The organism is Anaerolineales bacterium (assembly GCA_015075725.1).
In the GTDB taxonomy this organism is placed as follows: Bacteria; Chloroflexota; Anaerolineae; order Anaerolineales; family Villigracilaceae; genus Villigracilis.
The window spans coordinates 286,144-309,269 of the sequence record JABTTV010000001.1; the positions used below are offsets into that span (position 1 = coordinate 286,144).

General features: G+C 53.6%; 25 protein-coding genes. 12 read left to right on the forward strand and 13 right to left on the reverse strand.

From position 1 onward, the window contains the following. Positions 1-53: 53 nt before the first annotated feature. The 7 genes from moeB to HS100_01345 all read right to left on the reverse strand — a co-directional run bounded on the left by moeB (position 54) and on the right by HS100_01345 (position 4,559). The gene (gene moeB, locus HS100_01315) at positions 54-1,208 is read right to left on the reverse strand and encodes a molybdopterin-synthase adenylyltransferase MoeB (GenBank protein ID MBE7432533.1); all 1,155 of its coding nucleotides are present in this window, start codon (positions 1,206-1,208) and stop codon (positions 54-56) included. Between the two features lie 13 nt (positions 1,209-1,221). Then, positions 1,222-1,581, reverse strand: a complete 360-nt coding sequence (locus HS100_01320) for a MoaD/ThiS family protein (protein MBE7432534.1) — start codon at positions 1,579-1,581, stop codon at positions 1,222-1,224. A gap of 86 nt (positions 1,582-1,667) precedes the next feature. Then, positions 1,668-2,192, reverse strand: coding sequence for a DsrE/DsrF/DrsH-like family protein (locus HS100_01325; protein MBE7432535.1), 525 nt, complete (start codon positions 2,190-2,192; stop codon positions 1,668-1,670). Positions 2,193-2,287: 95 nt separating this feature from the next. Then, complete coding sequence (locus HS100_01330; GenBank protein ID MBE7432536.1) at positions 2,288-2,533, reverse strand: sulfurtransferase TusA family protein; 246 nt, start codon at positions 2,531-2,533, stop codon at positions 2,288-2,290. A gap of 17 nt (positions 2,534-2,550) precedes the next feature. Then, positions 2,551-2,961, reverse strand: coding sequence for a M67 family metallopeptidase (locus tag HS100_01335; protein ID MBE7432537.1), 411 nt, complete (start codon positions 2,959-2,961; stop codon positions 2,551-2,553). A 5-nt stretch (positions 2,962-2,966) separates the two neighbouring features. Further along, the gene (locus HS100_01340) at positions 2,967-3,911 is read right to left on the reverse strand and encodes a cysteine synthase family protein (protein ID MBE7432538.1); all 945 of its coding nucleotides are present in this window, start codon (positions 3,909-3,911) and stop codon (positions 2,967-2,969) included. A 375-nt stretch (positions 3,912-4,286) separates the two neighbouring features. Beyond that, a complete protein-coding gene (locus HS100_01345) occupies positions 4,287-4,559 on the reverse strand; it encodes a MoaD/ThiS family protein (GenBank protein MBE7432539.1) in 273 nt (90 codons plus the stop codon). A 171-nt stretch (positions 4,560-4,730) separates the two neighbouring features. Here HS100_01345 and HS100_01350 point away from each other — a divergent pair, with 171 nt between their 5' ends. Beyond that, entirely contained in the window at positions 4,731-5,303 is a 573-nt protein-coding gene (locus HS100_01350) for a hypothetical protein (protein MBE7432540.1), read from the forward strand. A 64-nt stretch (positions 5,304-5,367) separates the two neighbouring features. Here HS100_01350 and HS100_01355 read toward each other — a convergent pair whose 3' ends face one another. Continuing rightward, the gene (locus HS100_01355; GenBank protein ID MBE7432541.1) at positions 5,368-7,449 is read right to left on the reverse strand and encodes an elongation factor G; all 2,082 of its coding nucleotides are present in this window, start codon (positions 7,447-7,449) and stop codon (positions 5,368-5,370) included. Between the two features lie 126 nt (positions 7,450-7,575). Here HS100_01355 and HS100_01360 point away from each other — a divergent pair, with 126 nt between their 5' ends. The 4 genes from HS100_01360 to HS100_01375 are packed head-to-tail and all read left to right on the forward strand — an operon-like array spanning position 7,576 to position 9,602. Then, positions 7,576-7,830, forward strand: a complete 255-nt coding sequence (locus HS100_01360; GenBank protein ID MBE7432542.1) for a hypothetical protein — start codon at positions 7,576-7,578, stop codon at positions 7,828-7,830. Between the two features lie 27 nt (positions 7,831-7,857). Further along, the gene (locus tag HS100_01365; GenBank protein MBE7432543.1) at positions 7,858-8,064 is read left to right on the forward strand and encodes a hypothetical protein; all 207 of its coding nucleotides are present in this window, start codon (positions 7,858-7,860) and stop codon (positions 8,062-8,064) included. Further along, positions 8,057-8,629, forward strand: coding sequence for a class I SAM-dependent methyltransferase (locus HS100_01370; protein ID MBE7432544.1), 573 nt, complete (start codon positions 8,057-8,059; stop codon positions 8,627-8,629). Before HS100_01365 ends, HS100_01370 begins: the two co-directional genes overlap by 8 nt. Positions 8,630-8,684: 55 nt before the next feature. Further along, positions 8,685-9,602, forward strand: a complete 918-nt coding sequence (locus tag HS100_01375; GenBank protein ID MBE7432545.1) for a metalloenzyme domain-containing protein — start codon at positions 8,685-8,687, stop codon at positions 9,600-9,602. On the opposite strand, the gene HS100_01380 is transcribed toward HS100_01375, so the two are convergent. The 3 genes from HS100_01380 to HS100_01390 all read right to left on the reverse strand — a co-directional run bounded on the left by HS100_01380 (position 9,585) and on the right by HS100_01390 (position 13,177). After that, a complete protein-coding gene (locus HS100_01380; protein MBE7432546.1) occupies positions 9,585-11,213 on the reverse strand; it encodes a hypothetical protein in 1,629 nt (542 codons plus the stop codon). The two genes, HS100_01375 and HS100_01380, sit on opposite strands and share 18 nt — an antisense overlap. A gap of 79 nt (positions 11,214-11,292) precedes the next feature. Continuing rightward, positions 11,293-11,985 (reverse strand): hypothetical protein, encoded by a 693-nt coding sequence (locus tag HS100_01385; GenBank protein MBE7432547.1) that lies wholly within the window; start codon positions 11,983-11,985, stop codon positions 11,293-11,295. Between the two features lie 52 nt (positions 11,986-12,037). Then, positions 12,038-13,177 (reverse strand): HEAT repeat domain-containing protein, encoded by a 1,140-nt coding sequence (locus HS100_01390; GenBank protein MBE7432548.1) that lies wholly within the window; start codon positions 13,175-13,177, stop codon positions 12,038-12,040. Between the two features lie 87 nt (positions 13,178-13,264). Between HS100_01390 and HS100_01395 the strand changes: the two genes are divergently transcribed. Then, on the forward strand, positions 13,265-13,969 hold the full coding sequence (locus tag HS100_01395) for an SH3 domain-containing protein (GenBank protein MBE7432549.1): 705 nt from the start codon (positions 13,265-13,267) through the stop codon (positions 13,967-13,969). A 165-nt stretch (positions 13,970-14,134) separates the two neighbouring features. On the opposite strand, the gene HS100_01400 is transcribed toward HS100_01395, so the two are convergent. Then, positions 14,135-14,305 (reverse strand): hypothetical protein, encoded by a 171-nt coding sequence (locus tag HS100_01400; GenBank protein MBE7432550.1) that lies wholly within the window; start codon positions 14,303-14,305, stop codon positions 14,135-14,137. Between the two features lie 280 nt (positions 14,306-14,585). Here HS100_01400 and pdhA point away from each other — a divergent pair, with 280 nt between their 5' ends. The 6 genes from pdhA (at position 14,586) to HS100_01430 (ending at position 20,108) form a co-directional block, all read left to right on the forward strand. Then, positions 14,586-15,545 carry a pyruvate dehydrogenase (acetyl-transferring) E1 component subunit alpha gene (gene pdhA, locus HS100_01405; protein ID MBE7432551.1) on the forward strand — a complete coding sequence of 320 codons (960 nt, stop codon included), beginning with the start codon at positions 14,586-14,588 and terminating at the stop codon, positions 15,543-15,545. A 99-nt stretch (positions 15,546-15,644) separates the two neighbouring features. Then, complete coding sequence (locus HS100_01410) at positions 15,645-16,619, forward strand: alpha-ketoacid dehydrogenase subunit beta (protein ID MBE7432552.1); 975 nt, start codon at positions 15,645-15,647, stop codon at positions 16,617-16,619. Then, positions 16,619-17,869 (forward strand): 2-oxo acid dehydrogenase subunit E2, encoded by a 1,251-nt coding sequence (locus HS100_01415; GenBank protein ID MBE7432553.1) that lies wholly within the window; start codon positions 16,619-16,621, stop codon positions 17,867-17,869. The genes HS100_01410 and HS100_01415 overlap by 1 nt, the downstream gene beginning before the upstream one ends. A gap of 158 nt (positions 17,870-18,027) precedes the next feature. Next, entirely contained in the window at positions 18,028-18,306 is a 279-nt protein-coding gene (locus tag HS100_01420) for a helix-turn-helix domain-containing protein (GenBank protein MBE7432554.1), read from the forward strand. A 32-nt stretch (positions 18,307-18,338) separates the two neighbouring features. Next, positions 18,339-18,692, forward strand: coding sequence for an IS1 family transposase (locus HS100_01425; GenBank protein ID MBE7432555.1), 354 nt, complete (start codon positions 18,339-18,341; stop codon positions 18,690-18,692). 27 nt (positions 18,693-18,719) lie between these two features. Further along, positions 18,720-20,108, forward strand: coding sequence for an aspartate aminotransferase family protein (locus HS100_01430; protein MBE7432556.1), 1,389 nt, complete (start codon positions 18,720-18,722; stop codon positions 20,106-20,108). A gap of 43 nt (positions 20,109-20,151) precedes the next feature. Here the strand turns inward: HS100_01430 and HS100_01435 are convergent, their stop codons facing one another. Continuing rightward, entirely contained in the window at positions 20,152-23,043 is a 2,892-nt protein-coding gene (locus tag HS100_01435; protein ID MBE7432557.1) for a PD40 domain-containing protein, read from the reverse strand. Positions 23,044-23,126: the final 83 nt, after the last annotated feature.

The following is a 23,126-nucleotide window of genomic DNA, read 5'->3' on the forward strand; positions in this document are numbered from 1 at the left end:
CTGTTATCGCCTCAGGCTACTCAACCACCGAAGATAACTATTCAACCTGCAACCTAATACAACGGCAAACTCTTATCCACTTCTTCCGCCCAGGCGTTGATTCCACCTTTAAGATTCTTCATTTTCTTGAACCCGGCGGACGAAAGGATTTCAATCGCCCGCGCGGAGCGTGATCCGCGTTTGCAGAAGACGATCATCTCTTTGGCTGAATCCAATTCTGACATGCGCTGGGCAACTTCGCCGAGTGGAATATTCTTCGCGCCTTCGATGGAGGAGATCTCCAACTCGTGAGGCTCACGCACATCGAGCAGGATCAAGCCCGGGTCACGTTCGAGGCGGGTTTTCATATCCTGCGGCGTGATATCCCAATCCGCGCCTGCAGATGTATCGTCTGCGTGATGACCGGGGACTCCGCAGAACGCTTCGTAATCGATCAACTCCTTGATGTCGGCGTCCGGTCCGCACACGCGGCACTTGGGATTCTTCTTGAGTTTGACGAAATCGAAACTCATATCGAGCGCGTTATAAAGAAGCAATTTGCCGATGAGCGGCGTCCCGATTCCGAGCAAAACCTTGATGGCTTCGGTGGCTTGCAGTGTGCCGACCGTGCCGGGTAGAACGCCTAGCACACCACCCTCCGCGCACGAAGGGACGAGACCGGGCGGCGGCGGTTCGGGGAAGAGACAACGATAGCACGGACCTTCCTTCGCGTAAAAAACGCTCACCTGCCCGTCGAAGCGAAAGATGGAACCATAGACGTTCGGCTTGCCGAGAAAGACCGCCACATCGTTGGTAAGGTAACGGGTCGGGAAGTTATCCGTGCCGTCGATGATGATGTCGTAATCCTTCGCAATGCGAAGCGCATTTTCCGACGTATACGGCTCGTTGAAAATATCGATCTGTATATCGGGATTGAGGTCTTGCAGGCGGTCGCGCCCGCTTTCCACTTTCAACTTTCCAACTGTGGATGTTCCGTGTATGACCTGCCTTTGCAGGTTGGACGAATCGACAACGTCGTAATCCACCAAGCCGATGCGCCCGATCCCCGCCGCGGCGAGGTAGAGCGCGACGGGCGAGCCGAGTCCGCCCGTGCCGATGACGAGCGCGGACGAGTTCTTAAGTTTGATCTGTCCCTGCAAGCCGACTTCGGGCATGAGCAGGTGCCGCGAGTAGCGCAGGATCTGTTCGTGAGTGAGTTCTTCGATCATATTGCGCTCCATGTCATTGTGAGGAGGAGCGAAGCGACGACGAAGCAACCTCATCGCAGCGGGAGATTGCTTCAGGCGAAAGATCGCCGCCTTCGCAATGACATCCTCCCGCAATGGATGGAATTAACATCACCCGGTCGCCATCCTTGATGGGAGTCTCGACGCCTTGCAGGTCTTTGATATTGCTTTCGCCAATGAACAGATTCACGAACGGGCGTAAATCGCCGTTTTCGTTGAAGAGGTGCGGTTTGATGGCAGGGTATTGCGTCGTCAGGTCTGCCAGCGCTTCGGAAATTTTCGCGCCCGCAACAGTCACTTCGCTTTTGCCGCCGGTGTAGGCGCGCAAGGGGGTTGGAATTCTCAATGTGGTCATAGGTCCTGGTTTTTCTCTCGTTTTATTTTCCATAGGTCACGTTTGCAACGCGACGTCACGCTAAAAGCGTGACCTACGAAATTTCTCTATATAAATAATTGTACATCCGCATCCGCGGCATATTCAAGGAATGTGGCCGCTCCGCCGATCTCGGCTTGCGGGATGAAATCTTCGCGCTTGAAGCCGAAAACATCCATGGTCATCTGGCAACCGATCAGGCGCACATCCATGTCCACGCACATTTCGCGCAGTTCTTCGATGGACGCCACACCTTTGTTCTTGAAGGTTTGCTTCATCAAGGTGGTCGCCAGGCTTTCGAACCCGGGGACGTTCGCCATAAGCAGGTTCGGCATGTTCCAATTGATATTCTGAAAGCCTTCCGGACCGAACGGCATCTTCATCGGCATGGCAGGGTTGCCAAGCGGCGAGACTGCCGCTGTCAATTCAGGTTTGAGCAGGGTCAACCCGTAAAAGGTAAAAAAGACGCCAACCTCCCAGCCCATTGCGCCCGCCGCACTGGCAAGGATGAAAGGCGGGTATGCCCAGTCCAGGGTCCCTTTGCTGGCAATGAGAGCGAGGCGTTTTGAGGCGTTAGGGTTTGATTTAGACATGGTGGTTTCTCCTATGTTAACAACGGATGGTCGGGTAGGCGGCGGGGTCTCGATACTGACTGCGTCCTACTCGACCACCGCCGCCGTATCGAGACCTAACTCTTTTTCAAAAAGAAAACGAACTTCCCGCCATCTTCGGTGGAGAGCAGTAGTTCATTCCCGGTCTGCCTGCTCCATGCGGCGATGTCGGGCGGCGAACCTGCATCGGTTGAGATCACTTTCAATATCTGACCGGTTTGCATTTCTTTTATCGCCTTGGCGGTTTTAACAATTGGCATCGGACAAAGCAGTCCCGAGCAATCCAGCAGGATATCTTCCTTGATCACATCAATTCCGTTCATCGTTTCATCTCCTAAGGTCAAATGATCTGCAATTCTTCTTCTTCATACTTTACGCGATCTTCCCTCAACTTCCACGAACGATGACCGACGACGCTTCCATTATCCACGCGGGTGATGATGTATGAGAAAAACGGCTGCGCCCACTCCCGGTCATACTCGGACGGTTCATTCGGGCAGTCGGGATGCGAATGAAAGACGCCGATCAGATCCACGCCCAGTTCCATCGCTTTCGTTTCGGCTTTGAGATAATCTTCGGGCAAGATCAAATAACGATTGCGCCTCGTCGATTCTTCACGGGCATTATCCAACGGCAGGACCTGGCTCACATCGCCATCGACGCCAAGCAAAAAGCCGGCGCCTTCACCCGGATAGGCTTTTTCCAAATGCGCTTCCATGAGCCTTGTCAATTCTTTTGAAATCTTCAACACGCCGTTTACTCCCAAAGTTTTTTGTCGCTCAGATATTTGTACCCGGCATCCGGCAGGACTGTGACCACCACACCTTCATCCAACCGGCTTGCGACCTCGAGCGCAGCAACGACAGCCGCCCCGGATGAGATTCCCACAAAAAGGCCTTCCTCCCGCGCCAATCTCTTGACCATCTCATGCGCCGCCTCGGTCCGGACTTCGAGTTGTTCATCCGCCAGAGACTCATCATAGATCCCCGGCTTGATCGCGGTGGGCATGTGCTTGAGACCTTCGAGTCCGTGAAAGGACGCATCCGGTTGGAACGATACGATCTTTACATTGGGCTTCTGCTCCTTCAAAAATCGCCCGACACCGGTCAACGTGCCAGACGTCCCAAGCCCTGCAACAAAATGGGTCACTCCGCCGCCGGTTTGCGAAAGGATTTCAGGCCCGGTTGACCTGTAATGCGCATGCCAGTTGGCTTCGTTGTTATATTGATTCGCGTACCAGTATCTTTCAGGATGCTCCGATGCAAGTTCGCGCGCTTTGAGGATAGCGCCATCCGAGCCTTCGAGCGGATCGGTCAGGATGACTTCCGCGCCGAGGGCTTTGAGGATCGAGATCCGCTCCGCGCTTGCGCTGGCAGGCACTGCCAAAGTAACCGGGATTCCCAACGCCGCGCCGAAGGTCGCATACGAAATGCCCATGTTGCCGGAGGTTGAATCCAGCAACCGTTTGCCGTTCCCAAGATCGCCGTTCGCCAGCGCGGTCTGAATGATATTGAGCGCAGGCCTATCCTTGACGGAGCCGCCGGGGTTGAACCATTCGGCTTTGGCAAAGACCTGGGCACGGGGAGCCAAGCCCTGGCTGATTCTGCGAAGCGGTAGGAGCGGCGTATCGCCGACGTGATAGGCAAGGCTGTCCAATGGGATGGTATTTGATTCAGTAATTCGAAAGTCCAGTAATGTCATTTTTACCTCTACGGAGACGACTCTCTGCTGGCCGTCAGCGGTGGAGAGCGCCTGATACGCATTAAACAAAAACAGTCAACGGACAAACAAAAAGACGGCGAACGAACGCCACTCACGATGCAGATTTTGCACGCGGGGGTCGCTTACCGTCTGAGTCCGTTGACTGCGGAAGGGGTTTCTCTCAGGCGGCTACGAGCCCCGCCCAAGACACAAGCAATGGTCGAATGTTTTCATGGTTTTATTCATAGATTGCGCCAATTTTATGAATCTTACTGGTTTTGTCAAGATAAAAAATCCCCCAACCAAATTAATTTATTCTTATGGATGAAGACAGCCCGCAGGCGCGTCAAACTCGAGGCTTCCTGGGGATGGTTTTCATCCGCCCGCCGCGGATGCCATGAGGATGACCTTATCATCCGAAGCCAAATTCGTCTCCAATCCATCCAAATCGCGGATGTGATGTCCGTTTACGAAGATGTTGAAATGGCGGTGGAGATTTCCCTTTGAGTCGAAGAGGTGGGGTTTGAGAGCGGGGTGGCGCATCAATACATTTTCCAGCAATGCTGAAACGGTCCCGCCATCCACCTGGAACTCGCTCTGGTTACCAACATAGAATTTCATCATGGAGGGGAATTTCACGGTCGGCATACAGCTATTCTACACGAATTCGTGAGTTCAAAGCGATCATATCGGTCTCTACATTTATAAGCGATTATATATATGAGAACATCACCGGGGATGCGTACGGACTTCGTATGGGAAAAGAATTTGACTGGGAAATCGATAATCGGTTAAAACTCGCCCAAAGGAGGTTCCACAATGAAGCGCGCTTTTCCATTTATTCCCTTGTTCCTTCTTATTGCCTGTTCGCCTGATGTATCGGATCCGCAGATTCAAGCGGCGGTGATCAACTCGCTCACTGCAACAGTCTGGACGCCGACCCCTGTCACACCATCCGCCACGCCCCAGCCGAACACCGGGAAGATCGTGGGTATCCTGAATAATGCCATTGCGGGCGCAAATCCCTTGGGCGAAACCATCGTGGCGAAATACATAGTCCTCGATGCACAAGTGATACTCGACAGCACAACCCGCCAGGCTTTGCTCCTGCAAATTCATGTGGATTGTGATTGGATATACAATGATGCCTGCACACCCGAGACCACATTCGTTGCATTGATGTATGCATTTACGGTAAACGACAAGGTTATGGGGCGGGTTCAGGACCAAATCCCCTCAACGGTGGAGACTCTCGAAGTCATATCATTCGACCGGATGACGCGAGACGGGGTCATACACATTGCATGGAGTGATGTTTGGGATTTTGCCGAAGGTCATATAACCGGAAATCAACTCGGCTCGCGCATGATGCGGCTGGCGGCCACGCCATGAAAAAAGTCCCGGGGTCTTTTTACTCCGGGACTGATTACCGATGACTACCTCACTGATTACAGCTTTACTCTTCCTTCTTTGCTTCCATTTCCTTCTTATGCGCCTCGATGATCGAACCGGCGATATGGTTCGGAACGGTTTCGTAGTGATCGAATTCCATCGTAAAGTAGCCGCGCCCGCCGGTGATGGAACGCACTTGCGTTGTGTACTTCAACATTTCCGCCATCGGCACGTGGGCGATGATGGTGGTCGTTCCGCGTTCGGACTCCGTTCCCTGCACGCGTCCGCGCCGGGTGTTGAGATCGCTCATCACGTCGCCCATGTTCCCGTCCGGGCAGGTGACGCGCACAAGCATGATCGGCTCGAATAACACGGGACCCGCATCCGCCACGGCGAGTTTGAAGGCTTCGCGCCCGGCGATCTCGAACGCGACCGGTTTCGAGTCCACTTCATGTTCCTTGCCGTCGTAAACAGTCACGCGCACATTGCTCATCGGGTAACCGGCGAACGCGCCTTTTTCCATCGTCGCGCGGATGCTCTTTTCAATCGGCGGCAGATAGGAACGCGAAAGGTTCATTCCTACAAGCGCGTCGACAAAATCAAAGTCGCCTTCCATGTATGGTTCGATCCGAAGATGCACTTCTCCGAACTGCCCCGCCCCGCCGGATTGTTTCTTGTGGCGGTATTGCGCCTGGGCTTTCTTCGTAATGCCTTCGCGATAGGCAATCTTCGGCTCGCGGGTCACGATCCCGACCTGGAACTTGGTCTGCGCCCGGTTGACCGCCACTTCGATATGCTGGTCGCCCATACCCTGTAAAACGGTCTCGTGAGTCACCTGATCGTTCTGCCAGGTGAGGGTCATATCCTCTTCGCTTAGTCGGGTGAGCACGGTCGAAATCTTCGCCGCGTCTGCCTGGGTCTTGGGCGAAACCGCCACACGATATAACGCCGCCGGATAGACCGGTTTTGCAATTGTCAACGGATGTCCCTTATCACAAAACGTATCGCCGGTGGAGGAAACAGTCAACTTGGAAACGACGGCGATATCGCCAGCGTGGATTGTTTTGGCTGGGATCGCCTCCTTTCCGCGCTGGAAGTGCAATCCGGACATGCGCTCGTCCGCGCCCTTGGATTGGTTCCACACATGGGCATCAGCCTGGATCGATCCGCTGAACACGCGAAAGTAGGTCATCTTGCCGACGAAAGGATCGGCCGTGGTCTTCCACACATAAGCGGCCAGAGGCGATTGATCTGAAGGATTCAATTCTTCGGGTCCGTCTTTTCCCTGCGCCGACCGTTTGACGGCATGTATCGGGGAAGGCAGCAGGTCGATGATGTCGTTGAGCAATGCGATTGCGCCGACTTCATGTCCGCCCGCCGCGCAAAAGACCGGGACAAAACTCCCGGCGTAGACCACATCTTCCAGACCGCGCACCATCTCCTCGTCGGAGAGAGAGCCGTTCTCGAGGTATTTCTCCATCAATTCGTCTTCGCCTTCAGCCGCGGCTTCGACAAGGTCGAAATGGGCTTTGTCCGCCGCTTCCTTCAATTCAGCGGGGATCTCGGCGGTGGTTTTTCCATCCCCCATGTAGGACTTCATCCCGATGATATCGACCACGCCTTTGAATTCGTGCTTGGCGCCGATGGGCAGGTGTACTTTGATGGCCCGCTTGTCGTGACGTTTCACCAACTCTTCCACTTGCGCGAACGCTTTTTCAAAGTCAGCATTCTCGCGATCCATCTTATTGATGACGATGAAACGCGGCAGGTTGAATTGATCGCAGTAACGCCAGGCAAGTTCGGTCCCGACCTCGATGCCCGCGACGGCATCCACCAAAATAATTGCGCCATCAGCCACACTCAGGGCGGAAACCATCTCGCCCACAAAATCGGTGTAGCCCGGCGCATCAAGAAAATTTATCTTGTAATTCCTGTGCTCGACCGGGATGACGCTCGTGTAGATCGATATCTTCTTTCTATGTTCCTCGTCGTCGTAATCGGAAACTGTCGTACCGTCTTCCACCTTCCCAAGACGGGTCGTCGCCCCCGTGGCATGCAAAAAGGATTCTGCGAGCATGGTCTTACCCGCCCCGCCGTGCGACACCAACGCAACGTTGCGAATGAACTCGGTGGTATACTCTTTCATCGTGAATTACCTTCCTGTCGTTATGGAATGTCAAGCAGGTTGGACGATTGTAAAAGAACTCAAATGAATTGTCAAAGTGCGGAGAGTCACGCCTTCATTATGACATTTTGAACCAATTCACACCCCATGGAAACGCTTTTTACCCAATATTCCTACGTCTTCGTCGCCGCCGGGTTTGCTTTCATCGCCGGGTTGATCCTTCTGACCAACCGCCCGCGCTGGAACGATTATCTCGCATTCGCGGTGATCGTGGGCGCCCTGGTCGCCGCATGGGTGACTTTGCATCCGCGCCAGACCCTGCTCATGGACGATGCAAAGGAAGTGCAGGCAATGATCGGCGCGGGAGAGCCGGTCCTGCTCGAATTCCAATCCCCCTACTGAATACGCTGCGTCTCGATAAAGCCCGTCGTGGACGAGCTCGAACTGGAAATTGGCGATCAGATTCATATCATCCGCCTCAACATACAGGAAAGTGTGGGCATGGAACTCGCGCCGCTATATGATTTCGAATTCACACCCACATTCATCTATTTCGACGCGGAAGGGAACGAGGTCTGGCGCATGGTGGGCGAGTTCGATCCCCAGCGCGTCCGCGATACGCTTGCCGATGAGTGATCCATTTCGCCGAATCAAATTCGATCTTGCCTACCTTTTCGGCAACGCGCCGTGGGACGGCGGAATCTCGCCCCCTGAACTTTACGATTTCATCGCCGCACATTCCGCCGGGCGCGCGCTCGACATCGGATGCGGGACGGGGACGAACATCATCACGCTCGCAAATGCAGGCTGGCAGGTGACGGGTTTCGATTTCTCACCGCGCGCGATCAAAACCGCCAAACGCAAAATCAAAAAAGCGAATGTACAGGCATCCGTCTTCACGGATGATGCAACCCGAATGCAATACGTCTCTGACGCATTCGACCTCGCGCTCGATCTCGGATGTTTCCATGGAATAAAGAACAAGGCGGATTATCTGACCCAATTGACCCGCGTCCTCGCCCCGAACGGATTCTGGCTTATGTATGGATTCTTCAAATCCGCGCCGCATCTTTCCGGTCCCGGACTTGTGGACGCCGATCTCGACCTTATCCAACAATACAAGCTGACTCTCGTTTCCCGCAAAGACGGCTGGGATAAACGCGAGCGGCCTTCGGCATGGTTTTTATGGCAGTTGGGTTGAAGGTTGCAGGTAACAAATTCTTCACCATTCCTAATCCATCATTCATAGTATTCCAATGAAAATCCTCTTTCTTTTTCTCGACGGCATCGGTCTCGGCGAAGATAATCCTGAGATCAACCCTTTTGCCCGAGCGGAAATGCCCTATCTCAAATCGTTGCTCGGCGGAAAAAAATTCACCAAATCCGCCGCGCCGTTCGAGAGCGACATCCTCACTCTCAAAGCCATTGACCCCAATCTCGGAGTAAAGGGACTTCCCCAATCCGCAACTGGACAAGCCGTTTTGCTCACAGGCATCAATATCCCTGCCGAACTCGGCTACCATTACGGTCCCAAACCGAATCCTGAAGTTGCACAATATCTCGATGGCAAAACTGTTTTTTCTCGTGTTGTTCAGGCAGGCAAAAAAACGGCGCTTCTCAATGCGTATCCCCCGCGTTACTTCGATGGGATCGATTCCGGCAAGCGCTTATTTTCGTCCATCCCCCTTGCTTTGACCAATGCAGGAATATCCCTATTCACTGACAAAGATTACCATGCTGGCAATGCCCTCTCCGCCGACTTTACCGGCGAAGGCTGGCGCAGTTTCCTCGGCTTTCCCGATGCCCCGTCATTCGACCCGGAAACGGCTGGAGACAGACTCTCCCAACTCGCCCGCGGATATGATTTCTCTTTCTTCGAATATTGGGCAAGTGACTATGCCGGGCACAAACAGGATATGCCCTGGGCTGTCAAACAACTCGAAGTCTTCGATGGTGTGTTGAAAGGTTTGATTGCAAGTTGGGACAGGACAAACGATCTCATTCTGCTTACCTCCGACCATGGCAACATGGAAGACCTTTCCACGCGCAAACACACATCCGCACAGGTGCCGCTGTTATTATTTGGAGATAAAACAAATCGAGACGCCTTTGCAGACGCCTCGGATCTGACAGGGGTAGCGCCAGTCATTGGAAAACTATTGGTCTTGAATTGAGCCATCCTGCATTTTCAGTCCAGCGCCTTTCTTGCCTTTTCTTTTCATAAAGTATTGCATGTATATTACACCGAGCGTGAGCAGTAACGTAACGCCGGGATATGACCAAATGGCTGATTTCCTCAACCAGTCAAAGTTGTACGCGAATGCCTGTCCCAGGCGAACGATCAGGAACATAATAACGATGCAACCGAACAGGATGAAAAATGCCTTTGGTCTGCTTTTCGACAACAGTTCATCTGCTATCGAAATGACCTCGACGATAAAGAACCATATCAGGGCAAGTGCCAGGGGGACCCAAAGCCACTCCGCACGGTATTGAATGTCGTTGGTATGGTAGTTCAACGAGTAATACCAAGCCCAGAAAGCAAGCCCGACCGGTACAAAGTAGTAACACTGCGCGTAAAAGTTCTCTTTCAGCGCCTCTTCACCGATGGAGGATCTATGAATCACAGACCCGCCTTCGTCGACGAACGAGATCGAGCCTTTGAAAATACCGATCGCCCCGGCCAGCAACAAAGGAGGGAGCAATAAACCAAGACCGAATGCGATAGTCTCGCCGCTCTCCAGCCGGTCCGCCAGACTACGCGATTCCCCTTCACCATCCTTTTCAGGATTGAAATTGAATCCAAAGAAATTAATAATGGTATATCGCCTATCGGAATCATCAGGGGATGAATATCCCGAATAGGGGTTTATACTGAATTCGGAACTGAATGCATACGTAATCAGGTCGAGAGTGACTTCATCGGTTTCGACTTTAATAGCAGGGTCGCTCAAACTTCTTGTGATGGCGGTTATTTTAATTTGATTGGTTCCCTGTCCATCCTCATTCGGACGATAAAACCAGGAGAAGTAATCAGAAACCAGGTTTCTGTTATTTTTATTTCCCTGGAAACTTTTCTCTGGGAATGAAATGGTATAGGCAAAGGATGACCATTGCTGGTCTGTCGGGTTGTCATCCGGAGAAGCAAGACAGTTTGGATACTCAGCCCCTTCAAACGCTGTTCCATAGATGCAGGCTGTGCCTAATTGCTCATCGTGGATTTCACCGTAGTAATAGACGTCGAATTTGCAGGTTCCCGAGTCGGGGTCGCGGTTTCCGCATTCCCGGACATCCCACCTGAAACGATGCCATTGTTGACTTGTATCCGCCCTTGTCTTTAATTCCACGCGGAAGTCGATCGAATGCCCCAGGAATGTTCTTTGCTCGATGGGGACTTCCTGTTGCACAACGTCCGCGACTGGGGAAACCACCCCGCTCACAGCAGGATCGCTCACACTGAATTGACCTTGCTCTGTCTCCACAAACGCATCGTAATATAAACTCGGGTCATCATACGGTGATAAAACCTTCATCCCAAACGCAGGCAGAAGATAGATTGCGATGGCAGGCAGGAGCGTCACGCCCAGATATAACAGCATCGGTGAAATATACTCGTCGAACTGCTTGCCTTTCTCAGCTTTCAATTCCCCGCGTACATATTCAGGCACGAAACCCGGGTCCACGACGACCTTGATAACCGTCTTCGGGACAAGGATGACCCACATCAGGATCTTGTAGGCGAGTTTCTCGAAATCTTCCAGGACATTCGCAATGTTATCTTTCATGGGTTCCTCCGCGTTGCTCCGATCTTCGATGTTATTTTGAAGTTAGAACCCCCCAATCAAATACTGGTTTCCTGCCAGGTCAGCGGATTGCCTGCGCCAATAGACTTCCAGCCAAGCCCAGCCAGTATGCCGCAGTGTAATAGACGAACATCGGCTGCCTGCCCCGCTTCCAAAGCAGTGAGGCTGAAACGAGTGCTAGAAATCCCACCACAAACAAATCGAATCCAATCTCTTCGAATCCAAGATTGGCGAAGACGCCCGCGCCCAAAAACAGGGAGTTCACGAGAAGGAAGCCGATATCGCTGCCGGAAACCGGCTTAGGATGCGGGAAAACATCCTGCAAAAACAAAATCGCCCCGTTGACCATCGTGAACCCGGCAAAGAAAAGCCAATGGCTGAACACGTCGTCGTTGAAGATGATGATGCGGCACAGGTCGCTTCCCGGGTCAGGCTCACAAAATCGGATGTGCAGGTAATTTGTCATCTCATGGAAGCCGTAACTCAAAGCGCTCAGGTACACGCCGACGAAGAACACAAGATTCCAAAGCGTGTGCGCGCGCCCTTCCCGCGCGGGTGAATTGTATTCTATGGTTTTTTTCAGAAGATACCCCGCCACGAGGCTGATCAACGAGACGAGGATATTGTTCAAATCCACCCATCGCAGGAATTGATTGGGGAGTACATAATCGGTGAACCAATCCGTCAGCCTGTTGAAAGACACAAATACAGCGAGAAAGGATTGGACACCAAGCAGGATATGGATGCGTTTCATGCGAACTCCTTACTTCTAAAATAAAGACGTCCCAGATCCAAAGACTTGCCGATTAACTTATTTTCCCGATCGCCGCCTTTGCAAGCACAGCCAGTTCACGATCGCTCCGGTCAGCGGCAATTTGCTGAAGCGCGGGAACGGCGCGTTTAGCCTGCAAGTCGCCAAGAGACTGGATGGCTTGTTTCCTCACAACCCGGTCGGGATCGTTCAGCCTTTCGATCAACAAAGGAACAACGCGCTCGTCCCGGATCAATCCCAAGCCGTGGATCGCCCTCTCCCTTACCCCCGCTTCGGGATGAGATAACGCTTCGCTTAACACGCCGACAGCATCTGCGCCAAATTGAGCCAATGCCTCGGCCGCAGCCTGACTCACATCATGATGCAGATCATACAATGTCATCCCAAGTTCTTCGATGGCGCGCGGGTCGCGTAGTTTCCCCAAGATCATCGCGGCGAACCTGCGGACGGTGCCTTCGCGGTCTCTCAGCGCTTCGATCAACGGTTCGACGACGTCCCCGCCCATGTTCTCGATCGCGGCAAACAGATCCCGGGTGGATTGCTCGCGCTCGAACCACCAGAATGAATCTCGCAGGGCTTCCATGAGAAACGGAATCGCCGCTGGGTGGCGCGAATCGCCAAGCGCTTTCACCGCCGCCTCGCGCACCTCGATGACCGGATCATCGAGGGTCACATTGGCGAGTTCATCGAACGTGGATGGGTCGCGGAACTTTCCAATCGCGATACAAGCCGCAATACGCACTTCGTTCTCCTCGTCTTTCAACAAGGGAAGCAATTCGGGCAGAACGCGCGCGTCGCCAATGTTTCCAAGCGCGATCGCCGCCCGCGACTTTACCGTGAAAAACTCTCCGTGCAGGGCTTCGATCAAAACCGGAACAGCAGATTTATCCCTGCTGATCGCAAATATCTCCGCCACTCGTCCGCGAATCAACGGATGTGCGGAAGTCAATGCTTTTGCCAGTTCTGGAGAGGCGGATGGGATTCGGGCAAGGATCTGCTGATAGATGGCGGGCAAACCGGGGTCCTGGGTTTGAAGCGCATCCATCAACACCGGGACGGCATCAGCGCCGAGTCGAATCAGGTCCTGCGCGGCACGTTCGCGTTTCCCGGAATCCGCAAGCAATGCGACCAATTTTTTCGCTTCATTCTGTTTCGGGTTGATGAACCAGTCCATGAGAATATTTTACATGAATTTGAAATCGAACTGAACGCGAGAGTATAATTGGCGGAAATATCGTTCAGCCGACTTGAGGAGATGCGCATGAAAACGAGAAGAGAATTTGCCATCGGCGTCATTTTGATTCTTTCGATCCTTGCCTGCAATGTTCCGGGGAGTACAGGCGGAGGAGAAAACCCGGCTCAACCCAGCCCGGGCGTGACCTTTGTGGTCGTGGTTGAGAATACGCCGACAACCGCCCCGACCGATACGCCCATTCCGCCGACAGCCACCCAATCCATCCCGCCGGAGCTCACCCTTTCGAAAAACTCCAATTGCCGCCTGGGTCCCAGCACCTTCTACAACATCGTGGACCAGATCGCATCGGGGAAGGAATTGCCTGTGATCGGCCGCAGTGAAGACAATGAGTGGTGGCAGGTCGTGAACGATACGGGCCGCGAATGCTGGATCTTTTTCGATAACGCCACACCCAACCAGGATTTCAGTTCGCTCTCCATCGGCGAAGCCCCACCCCTGCCCGGCATTCCGTTGAACTTCTTCGTCGTAGACCAGCAGTGTCTTTCAGCGCAGAAAAAATTCTCGGTGACGTTGAGCTGGTCGAGCGGCGGCGGTGAGACGGCTTTCCGCGTCTTCCGCGACGGCAAGCAGGTGATCGAACTCAAGCCGACGAAATTCACGTACAAAGACCCCGCCGCGCCGTATAACAAGAACGTCACTTATGAGATCGAATCGGTGAATGCAAACGGAACGTCTGAGAGAGCGATCCAGTTCGTGCCGCCTTGCAAATAGCAACTTATTTCCATAATAGACTTCAAGCAAAGTCAAATATATTCCTTGCTCAAGACGGCGTCCCCGCCGCCGAGGACTGCAGCGGGAGCATTTATGCAAGAGGTCTAAAAAAGAAAGACTTCCCGCGGCAGCGCGGGAAGTCTTTTTATCCGCCGGTGGATAAAATTAGAGACCCTTGATCAAAAGGCTCAGGGCAAGGACGATGAAAGCGATAGCCACGAGCCAGAAGCCGGAGATGGGGAGGAACGTCAACATGCCGAACTGAGCCAGGAAGCCGAGCACCGCAACGGCTACGGTAACCCAATACGTGACTGCTTTGGGAGGCGATAGTTTCATTTCATTCTCCTTTGTATGAAAAAAAAGATCAACGCGTCCGGCGGACGCTTAATTTATAGCACAGGCAGGGGATATGTCAACTATAAAATTCGAGCGTTTCGGAACTTTATCTGCTTTCAAAATCTATCAGGATACAGGAGTCCCGTGTTTTTTCTCTGATATAATCCCGGACTTGTGTGTCGGGAAACATAACGCCAGAAGGAGTTTGGTGTTTTTTTCTTAGATATTCTCAATTCAATATTACGCCTGCGTGCGTATGACCTTATCGGAGTTCCCTCTAATGAAGAAAGAACAACTGCTCGATCTATATCACCAGATGGCGCTGATCCGCCGTGTGGAAGAACGCGGCGCGGAGCTGTACCAGGCTGGCAAAATTGGCGGTTTCATGCACCTGTACATCGGGCAGGAAGCCGTCTCGACGGGTTTGATCGCGGCGCGTGAACCGCGTGACCGTGTCATCACCGCCTACCGCGACCATGGTGTGGCGTTGAATTGCGGCATCTCTGCCAATGAAGTGATGGCGGAGTTGCTGGGCAAGGCTACAGGCATGTCCAAGGGCAAGGGCGGCTCGATGCACATGGCGGACGTTTCCAACAATATGTGGGGCGGACACGCCATCGTGGGCGGGCACCTCCCCATCGCGGCGGGGTTTGCTGTCGGCGACCAATACGCCAAGAACGATAACATTACGATTTGCATGTTCGGCGACGGCGCGACCAACATCGGTTATTTCCACGAAGCGCTGAACCTTGCCAAGACCTGGGGCCTGCGCGTGCTTTGGGTCTGTGAGAATAATCAATACGGCATGGGCACTTCCGTAGAACGCGCCTCCGCGGTGGATGAGATCCGCCAGAAGGCGGAAGGCTATGGCATGAAGAACGCCGAGGTCAACGGCATGGATGTGATGGCGGTCTACGAGGCGGCGAAAGAGGCGATGGGCTTCATCCGCAAAGAAGGCCAGCCGTTCTTCCTTGAGGTGGATACCTATCGCTTCCGCGGTCACTCAATGGGTGACCCTGAACGGTATCGCAAAGCCGAAGAAGTGAAACAATGGCAGGAGAACGATCCAATCGGCATCTTCAACAAATATTTGTTGGACAAGAAGGTCGCCACCCGCAAGGCGTTGGATGAGATCGAATCGCGCGTGGAAGAAGAGGTTGCCAAGGCGGTTGAATTCGCCGAGACTTCTCCCGAGCCCGCGATGGAAGCCCTCTTCGAGGATATTTACGCGGATAACTAGATGTCATTGCGAGGGCGACAGCCCGAAGCAATCCCCTTATGTAGCGAGGAGATTGCTTTGTCGGGCTACGCCTCCTCGCAATGACATGAGGAATACACTATGGCAAAAATTACAATGCGCGAGGCGATCTCGCAAGCTCTTATGGAAGAAATGGACCGCGATCCCGCCGTCTTTATCATGGGCGAGGAAGTCGGTGTTTGGGGCGGTACCTACGCCGTCACCAAAGGTTTTTATGACAAGTACGGACCTGACCGCATCAAGGACACCCCCATCGCAGAAAACGCCATCATCGGCGGTGCGATCGGTGCCGCGATGGTCGGTCAACGCCCTATTGCAGAACTCATGACCATCAACTTCGCCTTCTCGGCGATGGATTACATCGTCAATCAGGCGGCAAAGTTGCGCTACATGTTCGGCGGACAGTTCATGCTCCCGATGGTGATTCGCGCCGTCGGCGGCGGTGGACGTCAACTCGGCGCGACGCACTCGCAGACTCCGGACGCCATCTTTGCACACTTCCCCGGTCTGAAGGTCGTCAGCCCCGGGACGCCGGAAGATGCCAAAGGATTGCTGAAATCAGCCATCCGGTCGAATGACCCGATCCTGTTCATCGAACACGCGACCATGTATCAGGTGCGCGGCGAAGTTCCGGAGGGCGAATATCTCATCCCGATTGGTAAATCCAAGGTACAACGCGAGGGCAGTGACCTGACCATCGTCACGTACTGCAAAGGTCTCGAACTCTCGATGAAAGCCGCCGACGAACTCGCCAAGGAAGGCATCCAGGCTGAGATCGTCGACCTGCGCACGCTCCGTCCGCTCGACATGGAGCCCGTGCTCGAGTCGTTCAAGAAAACTAATCGCGCCATCGTCGTCGAAGAAGGCTGGAAGTCGTACGGCGTCGGCTCGGAGATCGTCAGCCGCATTTACGAGGAAGCCTTCGATTACGTCGACGCGCCCATCCTCCGCGTTGCGCAAAAAGAAGTGCCGCTCCCCTACAACCGCACGCTCGAACAAGCCGCGCTCCCGCAAGTGCCCGACATCGTCGCCGCGGCAAAGGAGGTTTTGCGCTAATGGCTGAAACCATCAACATGCCCAAACTCGGCTTCGACATGGCGGAGGGTCTGCTGGTCCGCTGGGTCAAGCAGGTTGGCGAAAACATCAACAAAGGCGACGTGCTCGCCGAGATCGAGACCGACAAGGCGACGGTGGAAGTGGAATCGTCTGCAAGCGGTGTGGTTCTGCAACACATCGTTGATCAGGGCACGATCGTTCCGGTGAACGCTCCCATTGCGGTGGTGGGACAGGCAGGGGAAAAAGTGGACGCGCCGGTTGCAGACAGTGGAAAGCAGAAAGCAGAAGTTAAGGCGGAGGAAAAACCTGCGCCTCCGACTCAGCCTACATCTGCCCCCGTTGCACAAGCCTCTTCTCCCGCTGATACCGGTCCCGTCAAAGCCAGCCCGCTCGCTCGCAAAGTTGCCAAAGATAACGGCGTCAACCTCGCATCCGTTCAAGGCACTGGTCCCGGCGGACGCGTGGTGCGCAAAGATGTGGAAGCCGCGTTGGCAAGTAATCAGTCGTCAGTAAGCAGTAAACCGTCTACTCAACCAATTACTTCTTACCAATTACCAATCTCTCTCGAAGACACAACTGTCCAAACCACCAAACTCCGCCAAGCCATTGGGCGCAGACTGGTCGAATCGAAGCAGACCATCCCCCACTTCTACGTGACGCACGAATACAAGATGGACGCGCTAATGGACATGCGCAATCAAGCCAACGCCTACTTGCCCGACGGTGAAAAACTTTCCGTCAACGATTTCATTCTCAAAGCGGTGGCACTCACTCTGCGTCAGTTCCCCAATCTCAATGCCACCATCAAGGGCAATGAGATCATCCAGTTCGGGCATGTCAACGTAGGTGTGGCAGTCACCGTCCCCGGCGGACTCATGACCGTTGTCGTCAAAGACACCGACCAGAAGACCATGCGCCAGATCTCTGCCGAAGTCAAAGCGATGGCAGGACGCGCCCGCGAAGGCAAAGTCAAACCGGACGATGTAGACGGCTCGACCTTCTCCACTTCCAATCTGGGGATGTATGACGTGGAAGACTTCATCGCCATCATCAATCCGCCCGAAGCCGCGATATTGGCGATTTCATCAGCAAGAGAAGTGCCTGTTGTCGAGGGCAGTCAGATCAAACCCGGCTGGCGGATGAAATCCACCATCTCCGTTGACCACCGGGTCAGCGATGGAGCCGAAGCTGCGCAGTTCATGCAGAAACTGGCGGAGTTTCTCGAAAACCCCGTCAGAATGTTGGTGTAAAATCCTGTAGGTCACGCTTGAAGCGTGACCTACTTTTTTAGGGAGTGTCCAAAGGAATGGGCTAAAATAGAGACATGAGAAGATGCCCATACTGCCAAGAAACAACCCGCCAAAACAAAGCAGGAAGAACAAACGCCGGGTCGCAAAGGTATCGCTGTATGCACTGCCACCGCAAATACACGCCGGAACCGAAAAAGCAGGGGTATCCGGACAGTCTCCGCAAGCGAGCCATGGAAATGTACGTGGATGGAGGTAATCTGCGGCGGATAGCTCGTCATTTGAAAGTTGCGCCACAAACGGTGGCGTATTGGGTGACCGATGTAGCTGAGGCTTTACCGAACGCACCCGTGCCCGAAGAGGTCAAAGAAGCCGAAATGGATGAAATCTTCACCTTTATCGGCGATAAAAAAACAGAATCTACATTATCACTGTGGTAGATCGCAAGACTCGTTGCATTTTGGGCTGGGCGGTGGTCTGGATCCGCACTCAGGAAGCCATCCAGCAAGTCGTGGATCAAGCGCCGAAAGCCAAGTGGTACTACAGTGATGGGTTTGATGCTTGCAAATGGCTTTGGTATCATTTCGGCAGGTACGAAGTTTCGCAAGGCAAGACGGACACATATTCAGTGGAAGCTGACAATGCCGAGCTGCGTCACTATCTGGCTCGTCTGGCTCGCAAATCCCGTTGTTTCTCACGCTGTCCATATGCGCTGGAGTGTGCTTTGCGCTTATTTGTCTATTGTTTCAACAGCAGGCAACTGCACAAGCAACGCTTTCCAAACTACGTCTCTCATGTGATGGACTTCGTTAGCCCACTGTTTTAGACACTCTCCTTTTTTATTGAGGCAACCATGAACAATCACTTAGAAAATGACTTGAACAATTTATCTATTCTGTTGGAACGAACAAAGCAAGTATCCGATCAATATCTTTCCGAGATCGATCAACGTCCGCCAGCAACTGCATATATAAAAAAGGGAAATCTCAAAATCTCCGAACAAGGGCTTGGCGCGGAGAAAACGCTCGACCTTTTTCTCGACCGCTACGGGAATCAAATGCCTGCCAGCAATGGACCGCGCTTCTGGGGCCTGGTCACGGGCGGGACGACTCCCGCCTCCCTGCTCGGCGATTGGCTGACCTCTGCCTACGACCTGAATTTGAGCCACGCCGGGAACTCCGTCGCACCGGATATCGAAATGGAAGCGGTTTCCATGCTGCGAGAATTATTTGGATTACCCGCCTCTTTCTCTGGAACATTTGTAACCGGTGCAACGATGTCCAACTTTGCCGGTCTTGCCATCGCCCGCGAATGGATCGGACGTCAACACGGCAGGTCTGTTTCGCAGGATGGACTGCATGCAGTTCCTCCCGTGAAAATCTTGAGCGCAGAAGCCCATGCCAGTTCGTTCAAGTCGTTGGGAATGCTTGGGCTGGGAAGAAACTCCCTGATAGTCATCCCCAGACTTCCCGAAAATAGAGAGGCGGTGAACGTCGTCGAGTTGCGAAAAGCATTGGAGGAAATGAACGGCGAGCCCTGCATCGTGATCGCCAACGCAGGGACTGTCAACACCGTGGACTTTGACGATATCCGGGCGATTGCTGCCTTGAAATCGGAATTCAAATTCTGGCTGCATGTGGATGCGGCGTTCGGCGGGTTTGCTGCTTGTTCGCCGAAGTTCAAGCATTTGCTCAACGGCATCGAACACGCGGACAGCATCACCATCGATGCGCACAAATGGCTGAATGTGCCATACGATGCGGCGATGATTTTCACACAGCATCGTGACCTGCAAATCGCTGTCTTCCAAAATAGCGGAGCCTATCTCGGCGCGATCGCCGAACCCGTGGACTTTATCCACCTCGCGCCTGAAAACTCCCGCCGTATGCGTGCCCTGCCTACATGGTTTAGCCTGATGGCGTATGGCAAAGAGGGTTATCAGGATATCGTTGAAAGAAATTGCGCGATGGCTGAAAAACTTGGCGCAAAGATTTCAGGCAGTAAAGAGTTCCGTCTGCTTGCTCCGGTACGGATGAACGTCGTTTGTTTTACGTTGAATGGAAATGTGGATGCGGAAAAGGTCAAAATCTTTTTAGCCAAACTACGTGACGATGGGCGCGTCTTCATGACGCCCACCACGTACCTTGGCTCACCCGGCGTCCGCGCGGCAATCAGCAATTGGCGCACCGAAGACAAGGATGTGGAGATCGCCTGGCGGGCGATGTTGGATTGCGCACGATAATAAAAATCGCCGAGGTCTCCCAAACTCGGCGATTTTTTATCGATCACGGCACGTAATAATCGATCAGCAAATGCGGGCGGATCGCCTGGTCTTCGGCATCGCCGCTGAAGAACGTCAGGTAATCCACACCCAGGTCATCGTTATCGTCCAATTGAAAGGCGAGGCGAATCTGGGTCACCCCGGTCTTATTTATATATAAGAACGCAGCCGGATTCATCACCGCCCAATACCAGCCTCCGACCGGGTTGTTTTGAATGATCGCCGCCGAACTCAACCCGGCGGGATCCTGAAAGTCGGATGCCTGCAAGGCGTTGACCCCGAACGGACCCCAGGAGCCATAAGGACCGGAACATACATCGACGAGCAAATTTCCGTGCGTGAGAAACGGATCCGTACCCGCAACACCCTGCACTTTTATCATGAGGATGGCTTGAGTGATGACGGCGTTGTCCGGAAGGTGATGCGTGGGGAAATGCAAAATGGAACGATACTGCCGATCCTGCCCGTCGTCGCCGACCCTGAAAGTATCCGCATTCGAATTCTTCGTGCCTCCCACATTGCTAGTCTCATTTGATTCAAGAATCCAGCCGTCATTCCTGCCGTTCGAGCGAAGGCGCTCGGTCTTCGTCTCGGCGGTCTTTTTGCTGATCGAATAAAAAGGTCCGGCGAAATTCCCGTTACCTGCTCCCGCCCCGCCAAGCGGATTCCCAACCGCATCGAAAAGGCTGTCGTTATCAACGACGTCGAGTTGAATGGTGCCGTTTCCCGTCCCCGTGCCGACGGTCACTATCGCGGTGCTGGCGTTGATGGATAACTCGGGGATCGTAACACCGGTCGGTCCGTTGGCTTTGATGGCAAATTGGCTGACGTCGATATATCTCACAGGTTCGGAAAAGATCACGCTGAAGTGAACAGCTTCCGCCGCAGTCGGATCCGGGTCCAATTTCAGGATGGCGATCGCGGTCGGTGGAGTCCGATCCACGATGTAAGTATCCCCGGTTGTGAAATTCCCATTTCCCGCGCCCAAGCCTCCAAGCGGAATCGAAAATGCATCCAATATGGAATCATCATCCACGAGGTCGAGCCGCAGGGTACCCTCGCCTGTGCCCGGATTCGCAGTCACAATGTATGAGGCTTCAGCGCCGCTTACTTCGCTGATCGAAAAGCCCGCAAGCGAGCCGGTTGCTGTGAAAATAAAATCGGACGCATCCACGCCGGTAACAGGTTCTGAAAAATTGACCGCATACCGGATGCTATTGTTCGCCGTCGGGCTGGCATCGAGTTTTTGAATACTTATGGCTACGACGATGCTTTTATCCACCACATACACCGCACCCGAAGTGAAACCGCCATTCAACGGATTCATCGAAGAATCCTTGATGCTGTCATCGTCGACGACATCCAACCGGATCGTACCGTCGCCCGTTCCTGTATCCACCCTCACGATGTAATCGCTTCCCGCCCCGCTGACAGTTGTCACCCCTGCCCCGATTATCCCGCCGCCGATGGAAAGCGCAAAATCGGTGACATCCACCCCGGTCACCGGCTCGGAGAAGGCGACAAGAAAATCAACAAACTGGTCCGCCGCGTTGATGCATCCGTTCGGGCATCCGTGCATGGTCGAGATCACCGTCGGGTTTGGATCGGGCGCAGATTGAAGGTCTTTTAGAAATACATCGCGTGTGTTGTTCGTATCGCCCGGCACAAGATTGGATGAACTGGAAACGAAGACAAGGTATCGCCCATCCCCAGAAATGGACGGAAGCGCAGGATTCATTTCATCTGCTCCTGGTGACACCACCACTTTATTTGTGGCTGTAAGGCGGTCATGCAGGTATATCCAGCGTCTGGGCATTCCGTCGCCTTTGTCGTCGAAACTGTAGGCGATATACCTCCCGTCGGCGGAGATTACCGAAGCGTCCGCTTCACCCACCATTGCATAGCCGTCTTGAAAAGTTGCCAATGTTGTGACGCCAGCCTGCATATCGCGGATGTAGAGTTGGATATAACCGTATGTATCGACCGTGGTGAAATAATTCGACCTTGTGGAAAAAGCCACATACCGTCCATCACCGGAGATCGAAGGCTCGATCGAGGGCCAGTCCCCCTGAACGCCGCTCGAATTGACCGAGGCGCGTACGATCTCCCCGGTTAGCATCGAGTAGACGAAGACATCCGCCCTGTCGTTGGTATCGTCTGTGACAAAGTTGGTGGAACCGGAATTGAACACAACATGATTGCCGTCCAGTGAAATGCTCCCATCGTATCCGCCTGAATTCCCGCTCACCGTTACGCCGATCGTCGTGTTCGTTTGCATATCGCGGACGAAGATGTCGCCGCGCCCGTTCATATCGTTAGGGACAAGATTATCAGCCTCTGAATCAAAGACCACATAACGCCCATCGCCCGAGATGGAAAGGACCATCGATTCGTTATTCGGCTCCGCACCTGTTGAAGAAAGCGATGCGCGAGTCACAATCCCTGTCTGCATATCCTTGACGTAAATATCGGTGAAACCATTGGTGTCCGGCAATGATGTCAGGTTGGTCGCGCCTGATTCAAACGCCACAAAGCGCCCGTCTGCTGAAATGACCGGCGTACCTGAGCCCTCATTCCCCTGCGCTCCGGTCGCTGCTGTGGAAACGAGAACCGTCGTGCCAAGTTGCAAATCCCTTAGGAAGACATCGCCAAAACCGTTCGTGTCGGTGGCTGTTAAATTCGTCGCCGACGAGTCGAAGGCAACAAAGCGTCCATTGGCAGAGATCGCGCCGCGGCCTGAAAACTCATTCGCCCCCTCGCCGCCCGAATTGACGGATACCCGTGTGTACGGTCCCGCCCCCTGGGCAATCGATAGATTCGCTGGAAAAACCGTCAACAAAATCAGGAGGAATATTCCCGCGTTCCTCCCAATATGCCGTCTAATTCTTGGGGTCATGCCTTTCTCCTTCACACATGCGGAATTAACCCCTTATCTTCCGCATATTTATCTTATCCCCGCGAAGGATGGTTGGAATGTAA